This window comes from Pseudescherichia sp. (assembly GCF_031979925.1).
GTDB lineage: Bacteria > Pseudomonadota > Gammaproteobacteria > Enterobacterales > Enterobacteriaceae > Pseudescherichia.
This window is the reverse complement of the sequence record NZ_DALZFB010000023.1, coordinates 1-15,070: the sequence shown is the minus strand read 5'-3', so window position 1 is coordinate 15,070 and position 15,070 is coordinate 1. Positions and strand designations below refer to the sequence as shown.

Here is a 15,070-nt window from a genome sequence, read left to right as displayed (position 1 = left end):
TCGCGACCCCGACCTTGGCAAGGTCGTGCTCTACCAACTGAGCTATTCCCGCAAACTTGTTGCTGTCGTAACGTCAATTTCTCATCGTTACGGGAGGCGCATTATACGAGAAATCCTTTTAGCTGCAACCCCCCTGAAAGCGAATTTTGCGAAATTAAGTGCGAATGCTGCAATATTCGTCACATTGTCTATTTTCACAGCGAATCGCTTTTCGTAGGCCCGGCTGGCGGTCCGCCGGACCTCCTGCTTAAAGCTTAATAAAGTTTTCGCGATAGTAGACCAGCTCGGCCACGGACTCACGGATATCATCCAGCGCCTGGTGAGTATTCTGCTTCTTCAGGCCATCCAACACTTCTGGCTTCCAGCGCTTAGCCAGCTCTTTCAGCGTGCTGACGTCAAGATAGCGATAGTGGAAGTAGGCTTCCAGCTCTGGCATATACTTAAACAGGAAGCGACGATCCTGGCCGATGCTGTTGCCACAGATAGGAGATTTCCCTGCCGGGACCCACTCCTTCAGGAAGGCGATGGTCGCCAGCTCGGCGGCGCGATCGTCCTGGGTGCTGGCCTTAACCCGCTCCACCAGCCCGCTGCCGGTATGGGTGCGTACGTTCCACTCGTCCATCAGTGCCAGCTGTTCGTCGGACTGATGCACGGCAATTACCGGGCCTTCCGCCAGAATATTCAGGTTGGCATCGGTGACCAGGGTTGCGATCTCAATAATGCGATCGCGCTCGGGATCCAGCCCGGTCATCTCCAGATCGATCCAAATCAGGTTGTTTTCATCTGCACTCATGCTATTTTCCACCCATCTCGCACGACTATAATTATCTAAATTAGCATCTATCATAGAGGTTTTGCCCATCAGGGGCGACCAGGAGTCAGTACGATTGAGTAAAAATAAACTCTCCAAAGGCCAGCAGCGCCGTGTGAAAGCAAACCACCAGCGTCGGCTTAAAACGTCTACGGAGAAGCCGGACTACGACGATAACCTGTTTGGCGAGACCGCCGAAGGGATCGTTATTAGCCGTTTTGGCATGCACGCCGACGTTGAAGCCGCCGACGGCGACGTCCACCGCTGCAACATCCGCCGCACTATCCGCTCGCTGGTAACCGGTGACCGGGTCGTCTGGCGTCCGGGCAAACCAGCCGCCGAAGGCATCAACGTGAAAGGCATCGTTGAGGCGGTACATGAGCGCACGTCGGTGCTGACCCGGCCCGATTTTTACGACGGGGTAAAACCCATCGCCGCCAATATCGATCAGATCGTCATTGTCTCCGCTATCCTGCCGGAGCTGTCGCTCAACATTATCGACCGCTATCTCGTGGCCTGTGAAACGCTGGACGTTGAACCCATTATCGTGCTCAACAAGATTGACCTGCTGGATGACGAAAGCATGGCATTTGTGAACGAGCAGATGGATATCTACCGTGAGATTGGCTATCGCGTGCTGATGGTCTCCAGCCATACCCAGGACGGTTTAAAGCCGCTGGAAGAGGCGCTGACCGATCGCATCAGCATCTTTGCTGGTCAGTCCGGCGTCGGCAAATCGAGCCTGCTGAACGCCCTGCTGGGGCTCCAGGAGGAGATCCTGACCAACGACGTCTCTGACAACTCGGGACTGGGCCAGCACACCACCACGGCGGCGCGGCTCTATCACTTCCCGCACGGTGGGGATGTGATCGACTCCCCTGGCGTACGGGAATTTGGTCTCTGGCACCTGGAGCCGGAACAAATCACCCGCGGCTTTGTCGAATTCCACGACTATCTCGGCCACTGTAAATACCGCGACTGCAAACACGCCAGCGATCCCGGCTGTGCGATCCGCGAAGCCGTTGACAGGGGTGAGATTGCTGAGACGCGGTTTGAAAACTATCACCGCATTCTGGAGAGCATGACGCAGGTAAAAACGCGTAAAAGCTTTTCTGAATCTGACGACTGACAATTAAGCTGAGCATCGCTAAAATCGTCCCCTTTTTTTAAGGGTCCGCCGCTGCGTTGCGGATCAGGAACGACTAAAAAACTAGCCTGGAGGCTACCTTGTTAGACTCATTTAAACTTTCGCTTCAATACATTCTGCCTAAACTGTGGCTCACTCGCCTCGCGGGCTGGGGCGCAAGCAAACGCGGGGGATGGCTGACCAAGCTGGTCATCGACCTGTTCGTCAAATACTACAAGGTCAATATGCAGGAGGCGCAGAAGCCGGACACCGCCAGCTATCGCACCTTTAATGACTTTTTTGTCCGCCCGCTGCGCGACGAAGTCCGCCCGCTGAATACCGACCCCAGCGTGCTGGTGATGCCTGCCGACGGCGTGATCAGCCAGCTGGGCCGCATCGAAAACGACAAGCTGCTGCAGGCCAAAGGCCATCACTACAGCCTGGAAGCGCTGCTGGCCGGTAACTATCTGCTGGCGGACAAGTTCCGTGACGGTAGCTTCGCGACCACCTATCTGTCGCCGCGCGACTATCACCGCGTACACATGCCGTGCAACGGCATCCTGCGCGAGATGATCTACGTGCCGGGCGATCTCTTCTCGGTTAACCACCTCACCGCGCGTAACGTGCCGAACCTGTTCGCCCGTAACGAGCGCGTTATCTGCGTGTTCGACACCGAGTTTGGCCCGATGGCGCAAATTCTGGTGGGTGCGACCATCGTTGGCAGCATCGAAACCGTCTGGGCAGGCACTATCACACCGCCGCGCGAAGGCATTATCAAACGCTGGACGTGGCCGGAAGGCGAAAGCGAAGGTGCTGTGGCGCTGCTGAAGGGCCAGGAGATGGGTCGCTTTAAGCTCGGCTCAACGGTGATCAACCTCTTCGCACCGGGCAGCATTTCGCTGGCAGAGCATTTAGAGAGCCTGTCGGTGACTAAAATCGGCGAGCCGCTGGCCTACTCTACCGAGGCCGTAGCTCCAGACGTCTCCCCTACCCCGCTGCCGCAGGAAGAGATTGACGCCGAGCACGAGGCCAACCCGATGGTAGACGACAACAAAGATCCAGTTTGATTTAACAAAGATTTAATTTTACAAAGGTAGAGCAACGTGCGCCTGATTATCGCATTTCTGATGGCCTGGTGCCTCAGCGCGGGGGCGTACGCTGCGACGATCCCCGACGCCAAACAGATCACCCAGGAGCTGGAGCAAGCCAAAGCGGCCGCCGCCTCGCCAGAGCAGGCAGAGACCGTCGAGACGCTCCAGTCCGCGCTGAACGCCCTTGAGGAGCGTAACGGTTCCCTCGAACGCGCCAAACAGTATCAGCAGGTCATCGACGACTTCCCCAAACTCTCTCAAACGCTGCGCACCCAGTTCAGCAGCCTGCGCGACGAGCCGAAAGCCGTTCCGGCGGGTATCTCCACCGATGCGCTGAACCAGGAGATCCTCCAGGTCAGCAGCCAGCTGCTGGAAAAAACGCGGCTTGCCCAGCAGGAGCAGGAGCGCGCCCGTGAGATCAACGACTCTTTAAGCCAGCTTCCGCAGCAGCAGACCGATGCCCGTCGCCAGCTGAGTGAGGTAGAGCGCCGCATCGGTACGCAGACTGGCACAACCGCGTTGGCCCAGGCGCAGACTTTGAGCGCGCAGGCGACCTCCGCCAGGCTAAAAGCCCAGGTTGACGAGCTGGAGCTGGCCCAGCTGTCGGCGAACAACCGTCAGGAGCTGGCGCGGATGCGCTCCGAGCTAGCCCAAAGGCAGGCCCAGCAGTTAGACGCTTATTTACAGGCGCTGCGTAATCATCTCAACAGCCAGCGTCAGCGCGAAGCTGAGCAAGCCCTGGAGAGCACCGAGCTGCTGGCAGAGAATAGCGCCAACCTGCCTGCGGGCATCGTTGATCAGTTCAAAATCAACCGCGAGCTGTCGCAGGCTCTCAACCAGCAGGCCCAGCGGATGGATCTGGTTGCCTCCCAGCAGCGCCAGGCGACCGGTCAGACGTTGCAGGTCCGCCAGGCCCTGAATACGCTGCGCGAGCAGTCCCAGTGGCTGGGCGTTTCCAACATGCTGGGCGATGCGCTGCGCGCCCAGGTGGCCCGCCTGCCGGAGATGCCGAAGCCGCAGCAGCTGGATACCGAGATGGCCCAGCTGCGGGTACACCGCATGCACTATGAGGATCTGCTCAACAAGCAGCCTCAGCTGCGCCAGATCCGCCAGGCGGACGGCCAGCCGCTGACTGCCGAGCAGAGCCGCATTCTTGAGGCGCAGCTGCGTACCCAGCGTGAGCTGCTCACCTCCCTGTTGCAGGGGGGCGATACGCTGATCCTCGAGCTGACCAAGCTTAAGGTCTCCAACAGCCAGCTTGAGGATGCGCTGAAAGAGGTCAACGAAGCTACCCACCGCTATCTCTTCTGGACCGCCGACGTCAGCCCGATGACGCTCAGCTGGCCGATTGAGATTGTCCAGGATCTACGTCGCCTTATCTCGCTGGATACCGTAAACCAGCTCGGCAAGGCAACGATGATGATGCTGACCAGCAAGGAGACGCTGTTGCCGCTGTTTGCCGCGCTGGTGCTGGTGGGCTTCAGCGTCTACTCCCGCAAGCACTTTACCCGCTTCCTGGAGCGCTCCAGCGCGAAGGTGGGCAAGGTGACCCAGGATCACTTCTGGCTCACGCTGCGCACGGTGTTCTGGTCGATCCTCGTCGCCTCTCCGCTGCCGGTGCTGTGGGCGACGCTCGGCTACGGCCTGCGATCCGCCTGGCCCTACCCGTTGGCCGTAGCGATTGGCGATGGCGTCACCGCCACCGTGCCGCTGCTGTGGGTAGTGATGATCTGCGCCACCTTCGCCCGCCCTACCGGCCTGTTTGTTGCCCATTTCGGCTGGCCGCGTAGCCGGGTCGCACGCGGGCTACGCTCCTACCTGATGAGCATCGGCCTGATCGTGCCGCTGATTATGGCGCTGATCATGTTCGATAACCTCAACGACCGCGAGTTCTCCGGCTCTCTTGGCCGCCTCTGCTTTATGCTGATCTGCGGCGCGCTGGCCGTGGTAACGCTGAGCCTGAAACGCGCCGGGATCCCGCTCTACGTCGATAAGACCGGCAGCGGCGACAACATGGTTAACCACATGCTCTGGAACCTGCTGATGAGCGCCCCGCTGGCGGCGATGCTGGCGGCTGCCGTAGGCTATCTGGCAACCGCCCAGGCGCTGCTGGCCCGTCTGGAAACCTCGGTGGCGATCTGGTTCCTGCTGCTGGTGGTGTATCATATCATCCGCCGCTGGATGCTGATCCAGCGCCGCCGTCTGGCCTTTGACCGCGCAAGACAACGCCGGGCAGAGATCCTGGCCCAGCGCGCCCGTGGCGAAGAGGAGCAGGCCCACTCGACCAGCACGGAGGGTACGGTAGAGGTGGATGAGAGCGAGCTGGATCTGGATGCCATCAGCGCCCAGTCGCTGCGGCTGGTGCGCTCGCTCCTGATGCTCATCGCCCTGCTGTCAGTGATTGTGCTGTGGTCAGAGATCCACTCGGCGTTTGGCTTCCTGGAAAATATCTCCCTGTGGGACGTCACCTCAACGGTGCAGGGGGTAGAGAGCCTGGAGCCGATCACCCTTGGTGCGGTGCTGATCGCCATCCTGGTGTTTATCATCACCACCCAGCTGGTGCGCCACCTGCCGGCCCTGCTGGAGCTGGCGCTGCTTCAGCATCTCGACCTGACGCCGGGGACAGGCTACGCCATCACCACCATCACCAAGTATCTGCTGATGCTATTCGGTGGCCTGGTGGGCTTCTCAATGATCGGTATCGAGTGGTCAAAACTGCAATGGCTGGTAGCAGCTCTCGGTGTGGGATTAGGTTTTGGTTTACAGGAGATCTTCGCTAACTTTATCTCCGGCCTGATCATCCTGTTTGAGAAGCCGATCCGCATTGGCGATACCGTGACCATTCGCGATCTCACCGGTAGCGTAACGAAGATCAATACCCGTGCGACGACCATTAGCGACTGGGACCGTAAAGAGATCATCGTGCCTAATAAGGCGTTTATCACCGAGCAGTTTATCAACTGGTCGCTGTCGGATTCGGTGACGCGTGTGGTACTGACCGTTCCCGCGCCCTCTGATGCCAACAGCGAAGAGGTTACCCATCTGCTCTACACTGCCGCTGAGCGCTGCTCGCTGGTAATCGATAACCCACCGCCGGAAGTCTTCCTGGTGGATCTGCAGCAGGGTATCCAGCTCTTTGAGCTGCGTATCTACGCCGCCGAGATGGGCCACCGGATGCCGCTGCGCCACGAGATCCACCAGCTGATCCTACAGGGCTTCCGCGAGCATGGCATCGACCTGCCGTTCCCGCCGTTCCAGATGCGTCTGGAGTCGCTCGACGGCAAACGCGCCGCCAGAACGCTAAGCTCTGCCGGACGCGGTCAGCGTCCGTCGGGCAGTCTGTAAGAACTACGCCGCAGCTTTACCGCTGCGGCGTTTTTTTTAGCGAGGTGATAACCCACCCACGCGGCTGATGCGCCGCTGGTAGCGCTCATAAAGCCCCAGCGCCAGCAGCGAGAAGAAGATCGGCCCGCCCGCCATCCACAGAGCGCTGCTTAAATCCCCTTTCTCAATTACCGGCTCAATGACCGTAAAGATATTGGCAAAGGCCACCAGCAGCACAACCACCCCGGTCATCCCCAGCGTCGTACTGCGGGATTTGAAAATCACAAACGGTCGGTGCAGATCCGTTTTCGCCTTGAAGAAGGGAAACGCTAGCGCCAGGAAGAGGTACGGCAGCGTCATGGAGACGTTCGCCATCAGGGTCACTTTGTTATAAAACGCCGATGCCGTGCCGCCGCCAAACGAGACCAGCAGGATGATCAGGCTTACCAGCAAGCACTGTAGCCACATTGAGGTCTCGGGCATGCCGTTCTTATTCAAACGCGTCATCGGCGCGGGCCACATCTCCTTCGGCGTACCCTGGATAATGGCTTTCAGCGGAGAGTAGATCAGCGTAAAGAATGCCCCGGTATAGGCGAGAAACATTGACAGGCCGGTTATCCTGGCAAACCAGATACCGGTCAGGTTAGCTGCTTCAGGCGACAGATGCAGCGCGTTGCCCAGCGTTGTACCCAGACTCTGCATTAGCACGTAGGTAATGTTGCCAAGATTGGTCGAATCAGTGCTTAACACCTGCTGCCAGTTGGTGCTGACGCCCCACAGAATAATAGCGAGGGAGTAGCCGATGGAGATAACAACAGCGGCGAAGATGATCCCTTTGGCAAAGTTTTTTTCCGGGTTCTCGGTCTTATCCACCAAGCCGCCTACCGCCTCAATGCCACCGTAGGCAAACAGGGCAAAAACCATAAACGACAGCATGGAGAGATCGGAGTGGTAGCCTGGGTTCGGTGAGGCCGTAAAGTTGATCGCCTCGGCAAAATGCCCGCCGTTGAGCAGTAAGATAGCGATACTGGCGAGCAGCAGCACCAGGTTCAGGCACATCACGGCAATCCCGCCAACGGCAGTGACTTTGGCGATCTTATTAATGCCTTTTGCCGCCACAAAGGTGACCATTACCATCCAGACAACGGCCAGAACACCCACGACCTGCGTGGACTGTAACCCAGCGACGTGCCAGCGCTGGGTCATATCTGCACCCACGATAAAGGTGGAGAAGGGAACCCAAACCTTGGCAGCGGTACTCACCATCCAGATGACGTACGACGAAAACCACATAAAGGTGCCGATAAACGCGTAGCGTGGCCCGACGCTGTTTTCCATCCATGAGTAGATACCCCCCTCCTCCTTGCGGTAGGCAGCACCCATCTCAGCCATCATTAAGGCAAAAGGAATGAAGAAGAACAGGGCTGCAAAGATATACCAGGGCGTGGCGCTGTGCCCCATCAGAAAGAATGCAGCAGGACTGTTTCCAAAGCCAAAAACCGACGTAAATATCATGAGAACAAGCCCCATCAGGCTCATCTTTTTGAGATTGTCGCTCATAGATCTATCCCTGTTGTCTGGTGAAAGAGAGAGGGTAAAAAAGTTACCCAAACGAACGGCTGGATAGTAACAAAGCGGTAGGTTTAAATTGTGAATTAAGGAGAGAAAGCAAAAGATGAAATGGGCAATTAGCACAAAAAGTAATATTTTATTTTGCACTATTGCTGCGCTAGCGTAGGCCGGGCAAGCAGAGCGCCGCCCGGCAACAACAATCAGGCGCGATCGACCGAAAAGGCCAGTACTTCAGCCAGAGTCTCGGTTCCCAGGGCCAGCATCACCAGACGATCAACCCCCAGCGCCACGCCGGAGCAGTCCGGCAGGCCAGCCTCGAGCGCACCCAGCAGGTTATAGTCGATAGGCTGCTGCTCCAGGCCCATCGCTGCACGCTTGCGGTTATCCTGCTCAAAACGCTGCTGCTGTTCACGGGCATCGGTCAGCTCATGGAAACCGTTCGCCAGCTCCATGCCTTTGAAATAGACCTCAAAGCGCTCCGCTACGCGATGATCTTCAGTGCTGATCTGCGCCAGCGCCGCCTGGCTTGCCGGGAAGTGATAGACAAACGCCGGGCGGTCTTTGCCAATATGCGGCTCCACGCCCATGGTAAAGAGCAGCTGCAGCAGCGTGTCCCGATCCTCTTCCCGGTCGGCGATATTACTCAGATCCAGCCTGGCCGCCACGTCACGCAGTTGCTGCTTATCGGCCGAGAGCGGGTCAATATCCAGATGACGTTGAAACGCCTGCTGGTAGGAGAGCGACTCCGCCGCCGGGCAGTCCAGCACCTGTTGCAGCAGGTCGTCGACCTCGTTCATTAACCGGTACATGTCATAGTGCGGGCGATACCACTCCAGCATGGTGAACTCGGGGTTGTGATGACGGCCCATCTCTTCGTTGCGAAAGCTGCGGCAAAGCTGGAACACCGGCCCGCAGCCTGCGGCCAGAAGGCGCTTCATATGATACTCCGGGCTGGTCATCAGATAGAGATCCAGCCCCTGAGAGTGGCCTGGGCCAACAAAACGGGTTTTAAACGGGAACAGATGAACGTCCGTTACCGTCGCCTGGCTCATGCAGGGCGTCTCCACCTCCAGCACGCCGCGATCGGCAAAGAAACGGCGGATCTCGGCCATTATTGCTGCGCGTTTCAGCAGGTTAGGAATAGATGCGCTCGGCCGCCAGGCTGCCGTTTCACTCATGGTGTGTTCTCCGATGTCAGACAAGGGCACGAAGTCTACTCGACGGGCGACCCGGAGACAAATTCTGTGCGGCAAATTTACGCAATCAGAACCCTTTTTCGTGACAGGCCAGAGCAAAAAACGGCCGCAAAGATCGGCAAAAAAATCGATCTCGTCAAATTTCCCCTAAATCCCTGAGGTTATACTGGCGTACCCATAAAGGAGCAGTGGAACTGTTTACAGCCAATCTGGAGGAATGTCGTGCACACTTTTCAAGCCGATCTCGTCGTCATAGGCGCTGGCGGCGCGGGTTTACGCGCAGCCATAGCGGCCGCCCAGGCGGATCCCCATGCGAAAATCGCCCTCGTCTCAAAGGTCTATCCCATGCGCAGCCACACCGTGGCAGCCGAGGGCGGCTCCGCTGCCGTCGCACAGGATCACGACAGCTTTGAGTACCATTTTCATGACACCGTGGCCGGTGGCGACTGGCTGTGCGAGCAGGACGTTGTCGACTACTTTGTCCACCAGTGTCCGGCGGAGATGACCCAGCTTGAGCTGTGGGGCTGTCCGTGGAGTCGCCGCCCGGACGGCAGCGTCAACGTGCGCCGCTTCGGCGGGATGAAGATCGAACGCACGTGGTTCGCCGCCGATAAAACCGGCTTCCATATGCTGCACACCCTCTTCCAGACCTCCCTCCAGTTCCCGCAGATCCAGCGCTTCGATGAGCACTTCGTGCTGGACATCCTCGTGGACGACGGCCAGGTTCGTGGCCTGGTCGCCATGAATATGATGGAGGGCACCCTGATGCAGATCCGCGCCAATGCGGTGGTGATGGCTACCGGCGGTGCGGGGCGCGTCTATCGCTATAACACTAACGGCGGCATCGTCACCGGCGACGGCATGGGGATGGCGCTCGCCCACGGCGTGCCGCTGCGTGATATGGAGTTCGTGCAGTACCACCCCACTGGCCTGCCCGGATCCGGCATTCTGATGACGGAGGGCTGTCGAGGTGAAGGTGGCATTCTGGTCAACAAAAACGGCTATCGCTATCTGCAAGATTACGGCATGGGGCCGGAGACGCCGCTGGGCGAACCGAAGAACAAATATATGGAGCTGGGGCCGCGCGACAGGGTCTCTCAGGCTTTCTGGCACGAGTGGCGTAAGGGCAACACCATCCCCACTCCGCGCGGCGACGTGGTCTATCTCGATCTGCGCCATCTTGGCGAAAAGAAAATTCTCGAGCGCCTGCCCTTTATCTGCGAGCTGGCCAAGGCCTACGTTGGCGTCGATCCGGTCAAGGAGCCGATTCCGGTCCGTCCGACCGCTCACTACACCATGGGCGGCATTGAGACCGACAGCCAGTGCGAAACCCGCATTAAGGGGCTGTTTGCCGTGGGCGAGTGCTCCTCGGTCGGCCTGCACGGCGCTAACCGTCTCGGCTCAAACTCGCTGGCGGAGCTGGTGGTATTTGGTCGCCTGGCCGGAGAAAGGGCTATTGCGCATTCACGCGCCGTGGGTACGGCCGCCGATAGCGCCCTGACTGCCCAGGCTGTTGATGTCGAGCAGCGTCTGAACGCCCTGGTTAACCAGCAGGGTAACGAGAGCTGGGCGACGATCCGCGATGAGATGGGCCTCTCAATGGAAGAGGGTTGCGGCATCTACCGTACCCCGGAGCTAATGCAGAAAACCGTCGACAAGCTGGCGGAGCTGCAGGAGCGCTTTAAGCGCGTGCGGATTACCGACACCTCCAGCGTCTTTAATACCGATCTGCTCTACACCATTGAGCTGGGGCACGGTCTGAACGTCGCCGAGTGTATGGCCCACTCCGCGCTGGCCCGCAAAGAGTCACGCGGGGCGCACCAGCGTCTGGATGAGGGCTGCACCGAGCGTGACGACATTAACTTCCTCAAGCATACCCTCGCCTTCCGCGATACCGACGGCACGACACGGCTTGACTACAGCGATGTAAAAATCACCACGCTGCCGCCGGCGAAACGCGTCTACGGCGGGGAAGCGGAAGCCGCCGAGAACAAGGAGAAAGCTAATGGCTGAGATGAAGAAGCTGAACGTTGAGGTGGTGCGCTATAACCCGGAGGTCGACTCCGCCCCACACGGCGTTGTTTATGAGGTGCCCTACGATGAGCAGACCTCGCTGCTGGACGCGCTGGGCTACATCAAAGATAACCTTGCTCCTGACCTGAGCTACCGCTGGTCCTGCCGCATGGCCATCTGCGGCTCCTGCGGCATGATGGTTAACAACGTGCCGAAGCTGGCCTGTAAAACTTTCCTGCGCGACTACGTGAAGGGCATCAAGGTGGCGGCGCTAGGAAACTTCCCGATTGAGCGCGATTTGGTCGTGGATATGACCCACTTTATCGAAAGCCTGGAGGCTATCAAGCCCTACATTATCGGTAATCCTCGCACACCAGAGCAGGGTCCTAACCGCCAGACGCCAGCGCAGATGGCGAAGTATCACCAGTTCTCCGGCTGTATCAACTGCGGGCTATGCTATGCCGCCTGTCCGCAGTTTGGCCTGAACCCGGAGTTTATCGGCCCGGCGGCCATTACTCTGGCCCATCGCTACAACGAAGACAGCCGCGACCATGGCAAGCGGGAACGTATGGCACAGTTGAACGGCGTGAACGGCGTCTGGAGCTGTACCTTTGTCGGCTACTGCTCGGAAGTCTGTCCGAAGCATGTCGATCCGGCCGCAGCCATTCAACAGGGCAAGGTAGAGAGTTCAAAAGACTTTCTGATCGCCACCCTGAAACCACGCTAAGGAGCGCACGATGACAACGAAACGTAAACCCTGGGTGCAGCCGATGCCGTCAGGCTGGTGGAAAAGCCAGTCCTTTTACCGCTTCTATATGCTGCGCGAAGGCACCTCCGTGCCTACGGTCTGGTTCAGCATCGTGCTGATCTACGGTCTGTTTGCGCTGAAGCACGGTCCGGAGTCATGGGCGAGTTTTGTCGGCTTTTTACAAAACCCGGTAGTGATTACCCTGAACTTGCTGACATTAGCCGCCGCGCTGCTGCATACCAAAACCTGGTTTGAGCTGGCCCCGAAAGCCGCCACTATTATCGTGAAGGGTGAAAAGCTGGGGTCGCAGCCGGTTATAAGAGCCCTGTGGGCCGTCACAGCGCTGGTCAGCGTAGTGATTCTGTTTATTGCACTCTTCTGGTAAGGAGGCCTCATGATTAACCCAAACCCAAAACGCGCTGACGAACCGGTATTCTGGGGGCTGTTTGGCGCAGGTGGCATGTGGGGGGCGATCGTCGCCCCGGTCATCGTGCTGCTGGTTGGCATTCTGCTGCCGCTCGGGCTCTATCCAGGGGAGGCGCTGGGCTACGATCGCATCCTGGCTTTTGCCCAGAGCCTTATTGGCCGGGCATTTATCTTTTTGATGATTGTTCTGCCGCTGTGGTGTGGCCTGCACCGCATTCACCATGGCATGCACGACCTTAAGATCCATGTATCCCATGGTAAATGGGTGTTCTATGGCCTGGCGGCCATCCTGAGCATCGTCACGCTGATTGGCGTTATCACGCTTTAACGCCGCCGATGCCCAACCCAACGCTGTTGGGCATCGCATTACGGAAATATCTCCCGACGCAAAATACATTTTCTTGAGGCAGGTTCTACACTTAGCAAAAAAGCCTGTAAGGAAAATACTATGCGTCTACTACCCGTTGTTGCTGCCGTCGCCGCTGCGTTTGTGGTGGTCTCCTGTAGCTCCCCTACTCCGCCCTCTGGCGTGAAGGTTGTCGAGCATTTCGATGCCAAACGCTATATAGGTACATGGTATGAAATTGCCCGCCTCGACCACCGCTTTGAGCGCGGGCTGACTAACGTCACCGCCACCTATACGCTGCGCGACGATGGCGGACTGAACGTGATCAATAAAGGCTACAACCCTTCACGCGGAATGTGGCAGTCCACTGACGGCAAAGCTTACTTTACCGGGAGTCCGGATCGCGCCGCGCTGAAGGTCTCTTTCTTTGGTCCCTTCTACGGTGGCTATAACGTGATTGCGTTGGATAAAGACTATCAGCATGCGCTGGTCTGCGGCCCGAACCGTGACTACCTGTGGATCCTGTCGCGCACCCGTACTATCCCTGACAAAGTAAAACAGCAGCTGCTGGATACCGCTACCCGCCAGGGATTTGCCGTAGAGAAGCTGATTTGGGTGCCGCAGAACCGCTAGTGGGTGCTGAGCTTCAGACCAATAATCCCGGCAACGATCAGCGCCAGACTGATGATCCGCGCCGGGCTGGCTGACTCGCCCAATAACAGAATACCTGCCGTAGCCGCTCCAACCGCACCGATGCCCGTCCAGATAGCGTAGGCCGTACCCACCGGCAGGGTTTTCATTGCCCATGACAGCATGACAATGCTGACAATCATCGCGCTAACGGTGATCAGGCTGGGAACAATACGGGTAAAACCGTGGGTGTACTTCAGGCCAATAGCCCAGACCACTTCAAGCAGACCAGCAATAAACAGAATAAACCAGGACATAGCAGGCTCCCGACTGTGGGGCCGTCCCCGGTGAAAGATGGCGCTTGTGGGTCGTCCCGCAAGGCTAAGGTGAATAAGGAATTGTCGCCTGGGGTAGGTTGTTTTTCAACTTTTTAATAAAACGCCCGTTTTGGCCCTTTAAAGCAAGAAATAGATGCAGTTAGCAACGTAGTTCCCGCATTTATCCCTCAGCACTCCCCCCTATGATAGGGAGCTTTCTGCTAGCAGTAAGCCGTCACCCCTATCCTGACTGCGAATAAAGATATGCTGAAAATTCTTTTGATTGACCGTTGTTATTTCACCCGTTCTGGGCTGGAGATATGGCTCAATCAAGCTGGTTTATTTTCCACCCCCGTCGTCGTTACCGGATTGAATAACCTAATGCTGGCAAAAGAGCATGCCATGCAGTGGCAACCGGACCTGATTATTGCCGATCTCTACGGTTTCGCTGGCGATCTGCACCATATTCAACAGCTTTCTTCGCTGCTGACCGCCTGCAACGAGCATGGTCAGCTTATCCTGTTACAGTCCGGCCATAACGCGGAGATGGAGAGCTACTGTCAGCAATTCCCACTCTCTGCCCGCCTGGCAAAAACCAGTTCCCTGGATGAGTTGGCAAAAGCAATGGATACTGCGCTGCTTGCCCGCCCTGTCTACGCTAAGCCGCAGGCCGCTGCGCCGTTGCTAACGCGTCAGGAGGAGAAGGTGCTATCGCTGTGGATGGAGGGGACGAACAATCACTCTATTGCTCATCGTCTCGGGATTAACGGTAAAACAGTGTATACCTACAAGCGTAATATTCGCATGAAGCTGGGGATGTGTAATCGCTTTACACCGTTTCTGTCGCTGCCGGAAGGGGTAGGTTAACGGTACGGCGAGCGGCCGTACCGTCGCTGATTACTGCTGCGCTTTGGTTGCTGCACCAGAGATAGCGCTACCGCCGGTAGAGATATCTTCACCAACGCCACGGGTGGTGTTACAGGCGGTTAATGCTGTAGAAAGCACCAGTACAGAAAAGATCGCTGCAATTGTTTTCTTAACCATAATATCTTCCTTTATAGCCAAAGTTATTTGTGTATAGCCACTTAAGCATAGACAAAATCTCAGGAAATGATGGGAGAGGATGATTTTTTAAGAAAATTCGAGCGAGGGGAACAGCTGCAGAGACGGTAGAAAAGCTATCGGCGCAGCAGGAGCCACGCCGACAGGCTTAACGCATAAATTACTTCACGCGGGAGACGTATTCGCCAGAGCGGGTGTCAACTTTGATCACTTCGCCAATCTGCACGAACAGCGGAACCTTAACTACCGCACCGGTAGAGAGGGTAGCCGGTTTGCCACCGGTACCTGCGGTATCACCCTTCAGGCCTGGATCGGTTTCAATGATTTCCAGCTCTACGAAGTTCGGCGGGGTTACAGCGATAGGCTGGCCGTTCCACAGGGTCACGATGCACTCAGCCTGATCCAGCA

At 57.5% G+C, this 15,070-nt stretch carries 15 protein-coding genes and 1 pseudogene; 10 read left to right on the top strand and 6 right to left on the bottom strand.

The window, feature by feature from the left end; genetic code table 11:
* Positions 1-217: hypothetical protein (locus tag RTM13_RS19880; RefSeq protein ID WP_312214448.1), on the top strand; the 217-nt coding region annotated here is incomplete at its 5' end.
* 30 nt (positions 218-247) lie between these two features.
* Here RTM13_RS19880 and orn read toward each other — a convergent pair.
* Entirely contained in the window at positions 248-793 is a 546-nt protein-coding gene (orn, locus tag RTM13_RS19875) for an oligoribonuclease (protein ID WP_312214447.1), read from the bottom strand.
* A gap of 94 nt (positions 794-887) precedes the next feature.
* Here orn and rsgA point away from each other — a divergent pair, with 94 nt between their 5' ends.
* The 3 genes from rsgA (at position 888) to mscM (ending at position 6,373) form a co-directional block, all read left to right on the top strand.
* Positions 888-1,940: a small ribosomal subunit biogenesis GTPase RsgA gene (gene rsgA / locus RTM13_RS19870; RefSeq protein WP_312214445.1), complete on the top strand. Its 1,053-nt coding sequence runs from the start codon at positions 888-890 to the stop codon at positions 1,938-1,940.
* A gap of 98 nt (positions 1,941-2,038) precedes the next feature.
* Positions 2,039-3,004, top strand: coding sequence for an archaetidylserine decarboxylase (gene asd / locus RTM13_RS19865; protein ID WP_312214443.1), 966 nt, complete (start codon positions 2,039-2,041; stop codon positions 3,002-3,004).
* Between the two features lie 36 nt (positions 3,005-3,040).
* A complete protein-coding gene (gene mscM, locus RTM13_RS19860; RefSeq protein ID WP_312214442.1) occupies positions 3,041-6,373 on the top strand; it encodes a miniconductance mechanosensitive channel MscM in 3,333 nt (1,110 codons plus the stop codon).
* 36 nt (positions 6,374-6,409) lie between these two features.
* On the opposite strand, the gene yjeM is transcribed toward mscM, so the two are convergent.
* Positions 6,410-7,912, bottom strand: a complete 1,503-nt coding sequence (gene yjeM, locus RTM13_RS19855) for a glutamate/gamma-aminobutyrate family transporter YjeM (RefSeq protein ID WP_312214441.1) — start codon at positions 7,910-7,912, stop codon at positions 6,410-6,412.
* Between the two features lie 212 nt (positions 7,913-8,124).
* Entirely contained in the window at positions 8,125-9,102 is a 978-nt protein-coding gene (gene epmA / locus RTM13_RS19850) for an elongation factor P--(R)-beta-lysine ligase (RefSeq protein ID WP_312214440.1), read from the bottom strand.
* A 240-nt stretch (positions 9,103-9,342) separates the two neighbouring features.
* On the opposite strand from epmA, the gene frdA reads away from it, so the two are divergent.
* The 5 genes from frdA (at position 9,343) to blc (ending at position 13,286) form a co-directional block, all read left to right on the top strand.
* The gene (gene frdA / locus RTM13_RS19845) at positions 9,343-11,133 is read left to right on the top strand and encodes a fumarate reductase (quinol) flavoprotein subunit (RefSeq protein WP_312214438.1); all 1,791 of its coding nucleotides are present in this window, start codon (positions 9,343-9,345) and stop codon (positions 11,131-11,133) included.
* On the top strand, positions 11,126-11,860 hold the full coding sequence (locus tag RTM13_RS19840) for a succinate dehydrogenase/fumarate reductase iron-sulfur subunit (protein WP_312214436.1): 735 nt from the start codon (positions 11,126-11,128) through the stop codon (positions 11,858-11,860). The genes frdA and RTM13_RS19840 overlap by 8 nt, the downstream gene beginning before the upstream one ends.
* A gap of 10 nt (positions 11,861-11,870) precedes the next feature.
* Entirely contained in the window at positions 11,871-12,266 is a 396-nt protein-coding gene (gene frdC, locus RTM13_RS19835) for a fumarate reductase subunit FrdC (protein ID WP_312214434.1), read from the top strand.
* A 9-nt stretch (positions 12,267-12,275) separates the two neighbouring features.
* A complete protein-coding gene (gene frdD / locus RTM13_RS19830) occupies positions 12,276-12,635 on the top strand; it encodes a fumarate reductase subunit FrdD (RefSeq protein WP_312214432.1) in 360 nt (119 codons plus the stop codon).
* A gap of 120 nt (positions 12,636-12,755) precedes the next feature.
* A complete protein-coding gene (blc, locus tag RTM13_RS19825; protein ID WP_312214430.1) occupies positions 12,756-13,286 on the top strand; it encodes an outer membrane lipoprotein Blc in 531 nt (176 codons plus the stop codon).
* Here blc and sugE read toward each other — a convergent pair.
* On the bottom strand, positions 13,283-13,600 hold the full coding sequence (gene sugE, locus RTM13_RS19820; RefSeq protein WP_312214428.1) for a quaternary ammonium compound efflux SMR transporter SugE: 318 nt from the start codon (positions 13,598-13,600) through the stop codon (positions 13,283-13,285). The genes blc and sugE overlap by 4 nt on opposite strands.
* 264 nt (positions 13,601-13,864) lie before the next feature.
* On the opposite strand from sugE, the gene RTM13_RS19815 reads away from it, so the two are divergent.
* On the top strand, positions 13,865-14,467 hold the full coding sequence (locus RTM13_RS19815; protein ID WP_312214426.1) for a LuxR C-terminal-related transcriptional regulator: 603 nt from the start codon (positions 13,865-13,867) through the stop codon (positions 14,465-14,467).
* 30 nt (positions 14,468-14,497) lie between these two features.
* On the opposite strand, the gene ecnB is transcribed toward RTM13_RS19815, so the two are convergent.
* Together ecnB and RTM13_RS19805 are read right to left on the bottom strand one after the other, a co-directional pair.
* On the bottom strand, positions 14,498-14,644 hold the full coding sequence (gene ecnB / locus RTM13_RS19810) for a lipoprotein toxin entericidin B (protein ID WP_312214425.1): 147 nt from the start codon (positions 14,642-14,644) through the stop codon (positions 14,498-14,500).
* Positions 14,645-14,822: 178 nt separating this feature from the next.
* Positions 14,823-15,070: pseudogene (locus tag RTM13_RS19805) on the bottom strand (elongation factor P); the annotation flags it as partial.

What these genes read in the sequence shown, in the direction of transcription:
- orn (WP_312214447.1), bottom strand. Translation starts at nt 793, where the DNA reads ATGAGTGCAGATGAAAACAACCTGATTTGGATCGATCTGGAGATGACC.
- yjeM (WP_312214441.1), bottom strand. Translation starts at nt 7,912, where the DNA reads ATGAGCGACAATCTCAAAAAGATGAGCCTGATGGGGCTTGTTCTCATG.
- epmA (WP_312214440.1), bottom strand. Translation starts at nt 9,102, where the DNA reads ATGAGTGAAACGGCAGCCTGGCGGCCGAGCGCATCTATTCCTAACCTG.
- RTM13_RS19840 (WP_312214436.1), top strand. Translation starts at nt 11,126, where the DNA reads ATGGCTGAGATGAAGAAGCTGAACGTTGAGGTGGTGCGCTATAACCCG.
- frdC (WP_312214434.1), top strand. Translation starts at nt 11,871, where the DNA reads ATGACAACGAAACGTAAACCCTGGGTGCAGCCGATGCCGTCAGGCTGG.
- frdD (WP_312214432.1), top strand. Translation starts at nt 12,276, where the DNA reads ATGATTAACCCAAACCCAAAACGCGCTGACGAACCGGTATTCTGGGGG.
- blc (WP_312214430.1), top strand. Translation starts at nt 12,756, where the DNA reads ATGCGTCTACTACCCGTTGTTGCTGCCGTCGCCGCTGCGTTTGTGGTG.
- sugE (WP_312214428.1), bottom strand. Translation starts at nt 13,600, where the DNA reads ATGTCCTGGTTTATTCTGTTTATTGCTGGTCTGCTTGAAGTGGTCTGG.
- RTM13_RS19815 (WP_312214426.1), top strand. Translation starts at nt 13,865, where the DNA reads ATGCTGAAAATTCTTTTGATTGACCGTTGTTATTTCACCCGTTCTGGG.
- ecnB (WP_312214425.1), bottom strand. Translation starts at nt 14,644, where the DNA reads ATGGTTAAGAAAACAATTGCAGCGATCTTTTCTGTACTGGTGCTTTCT.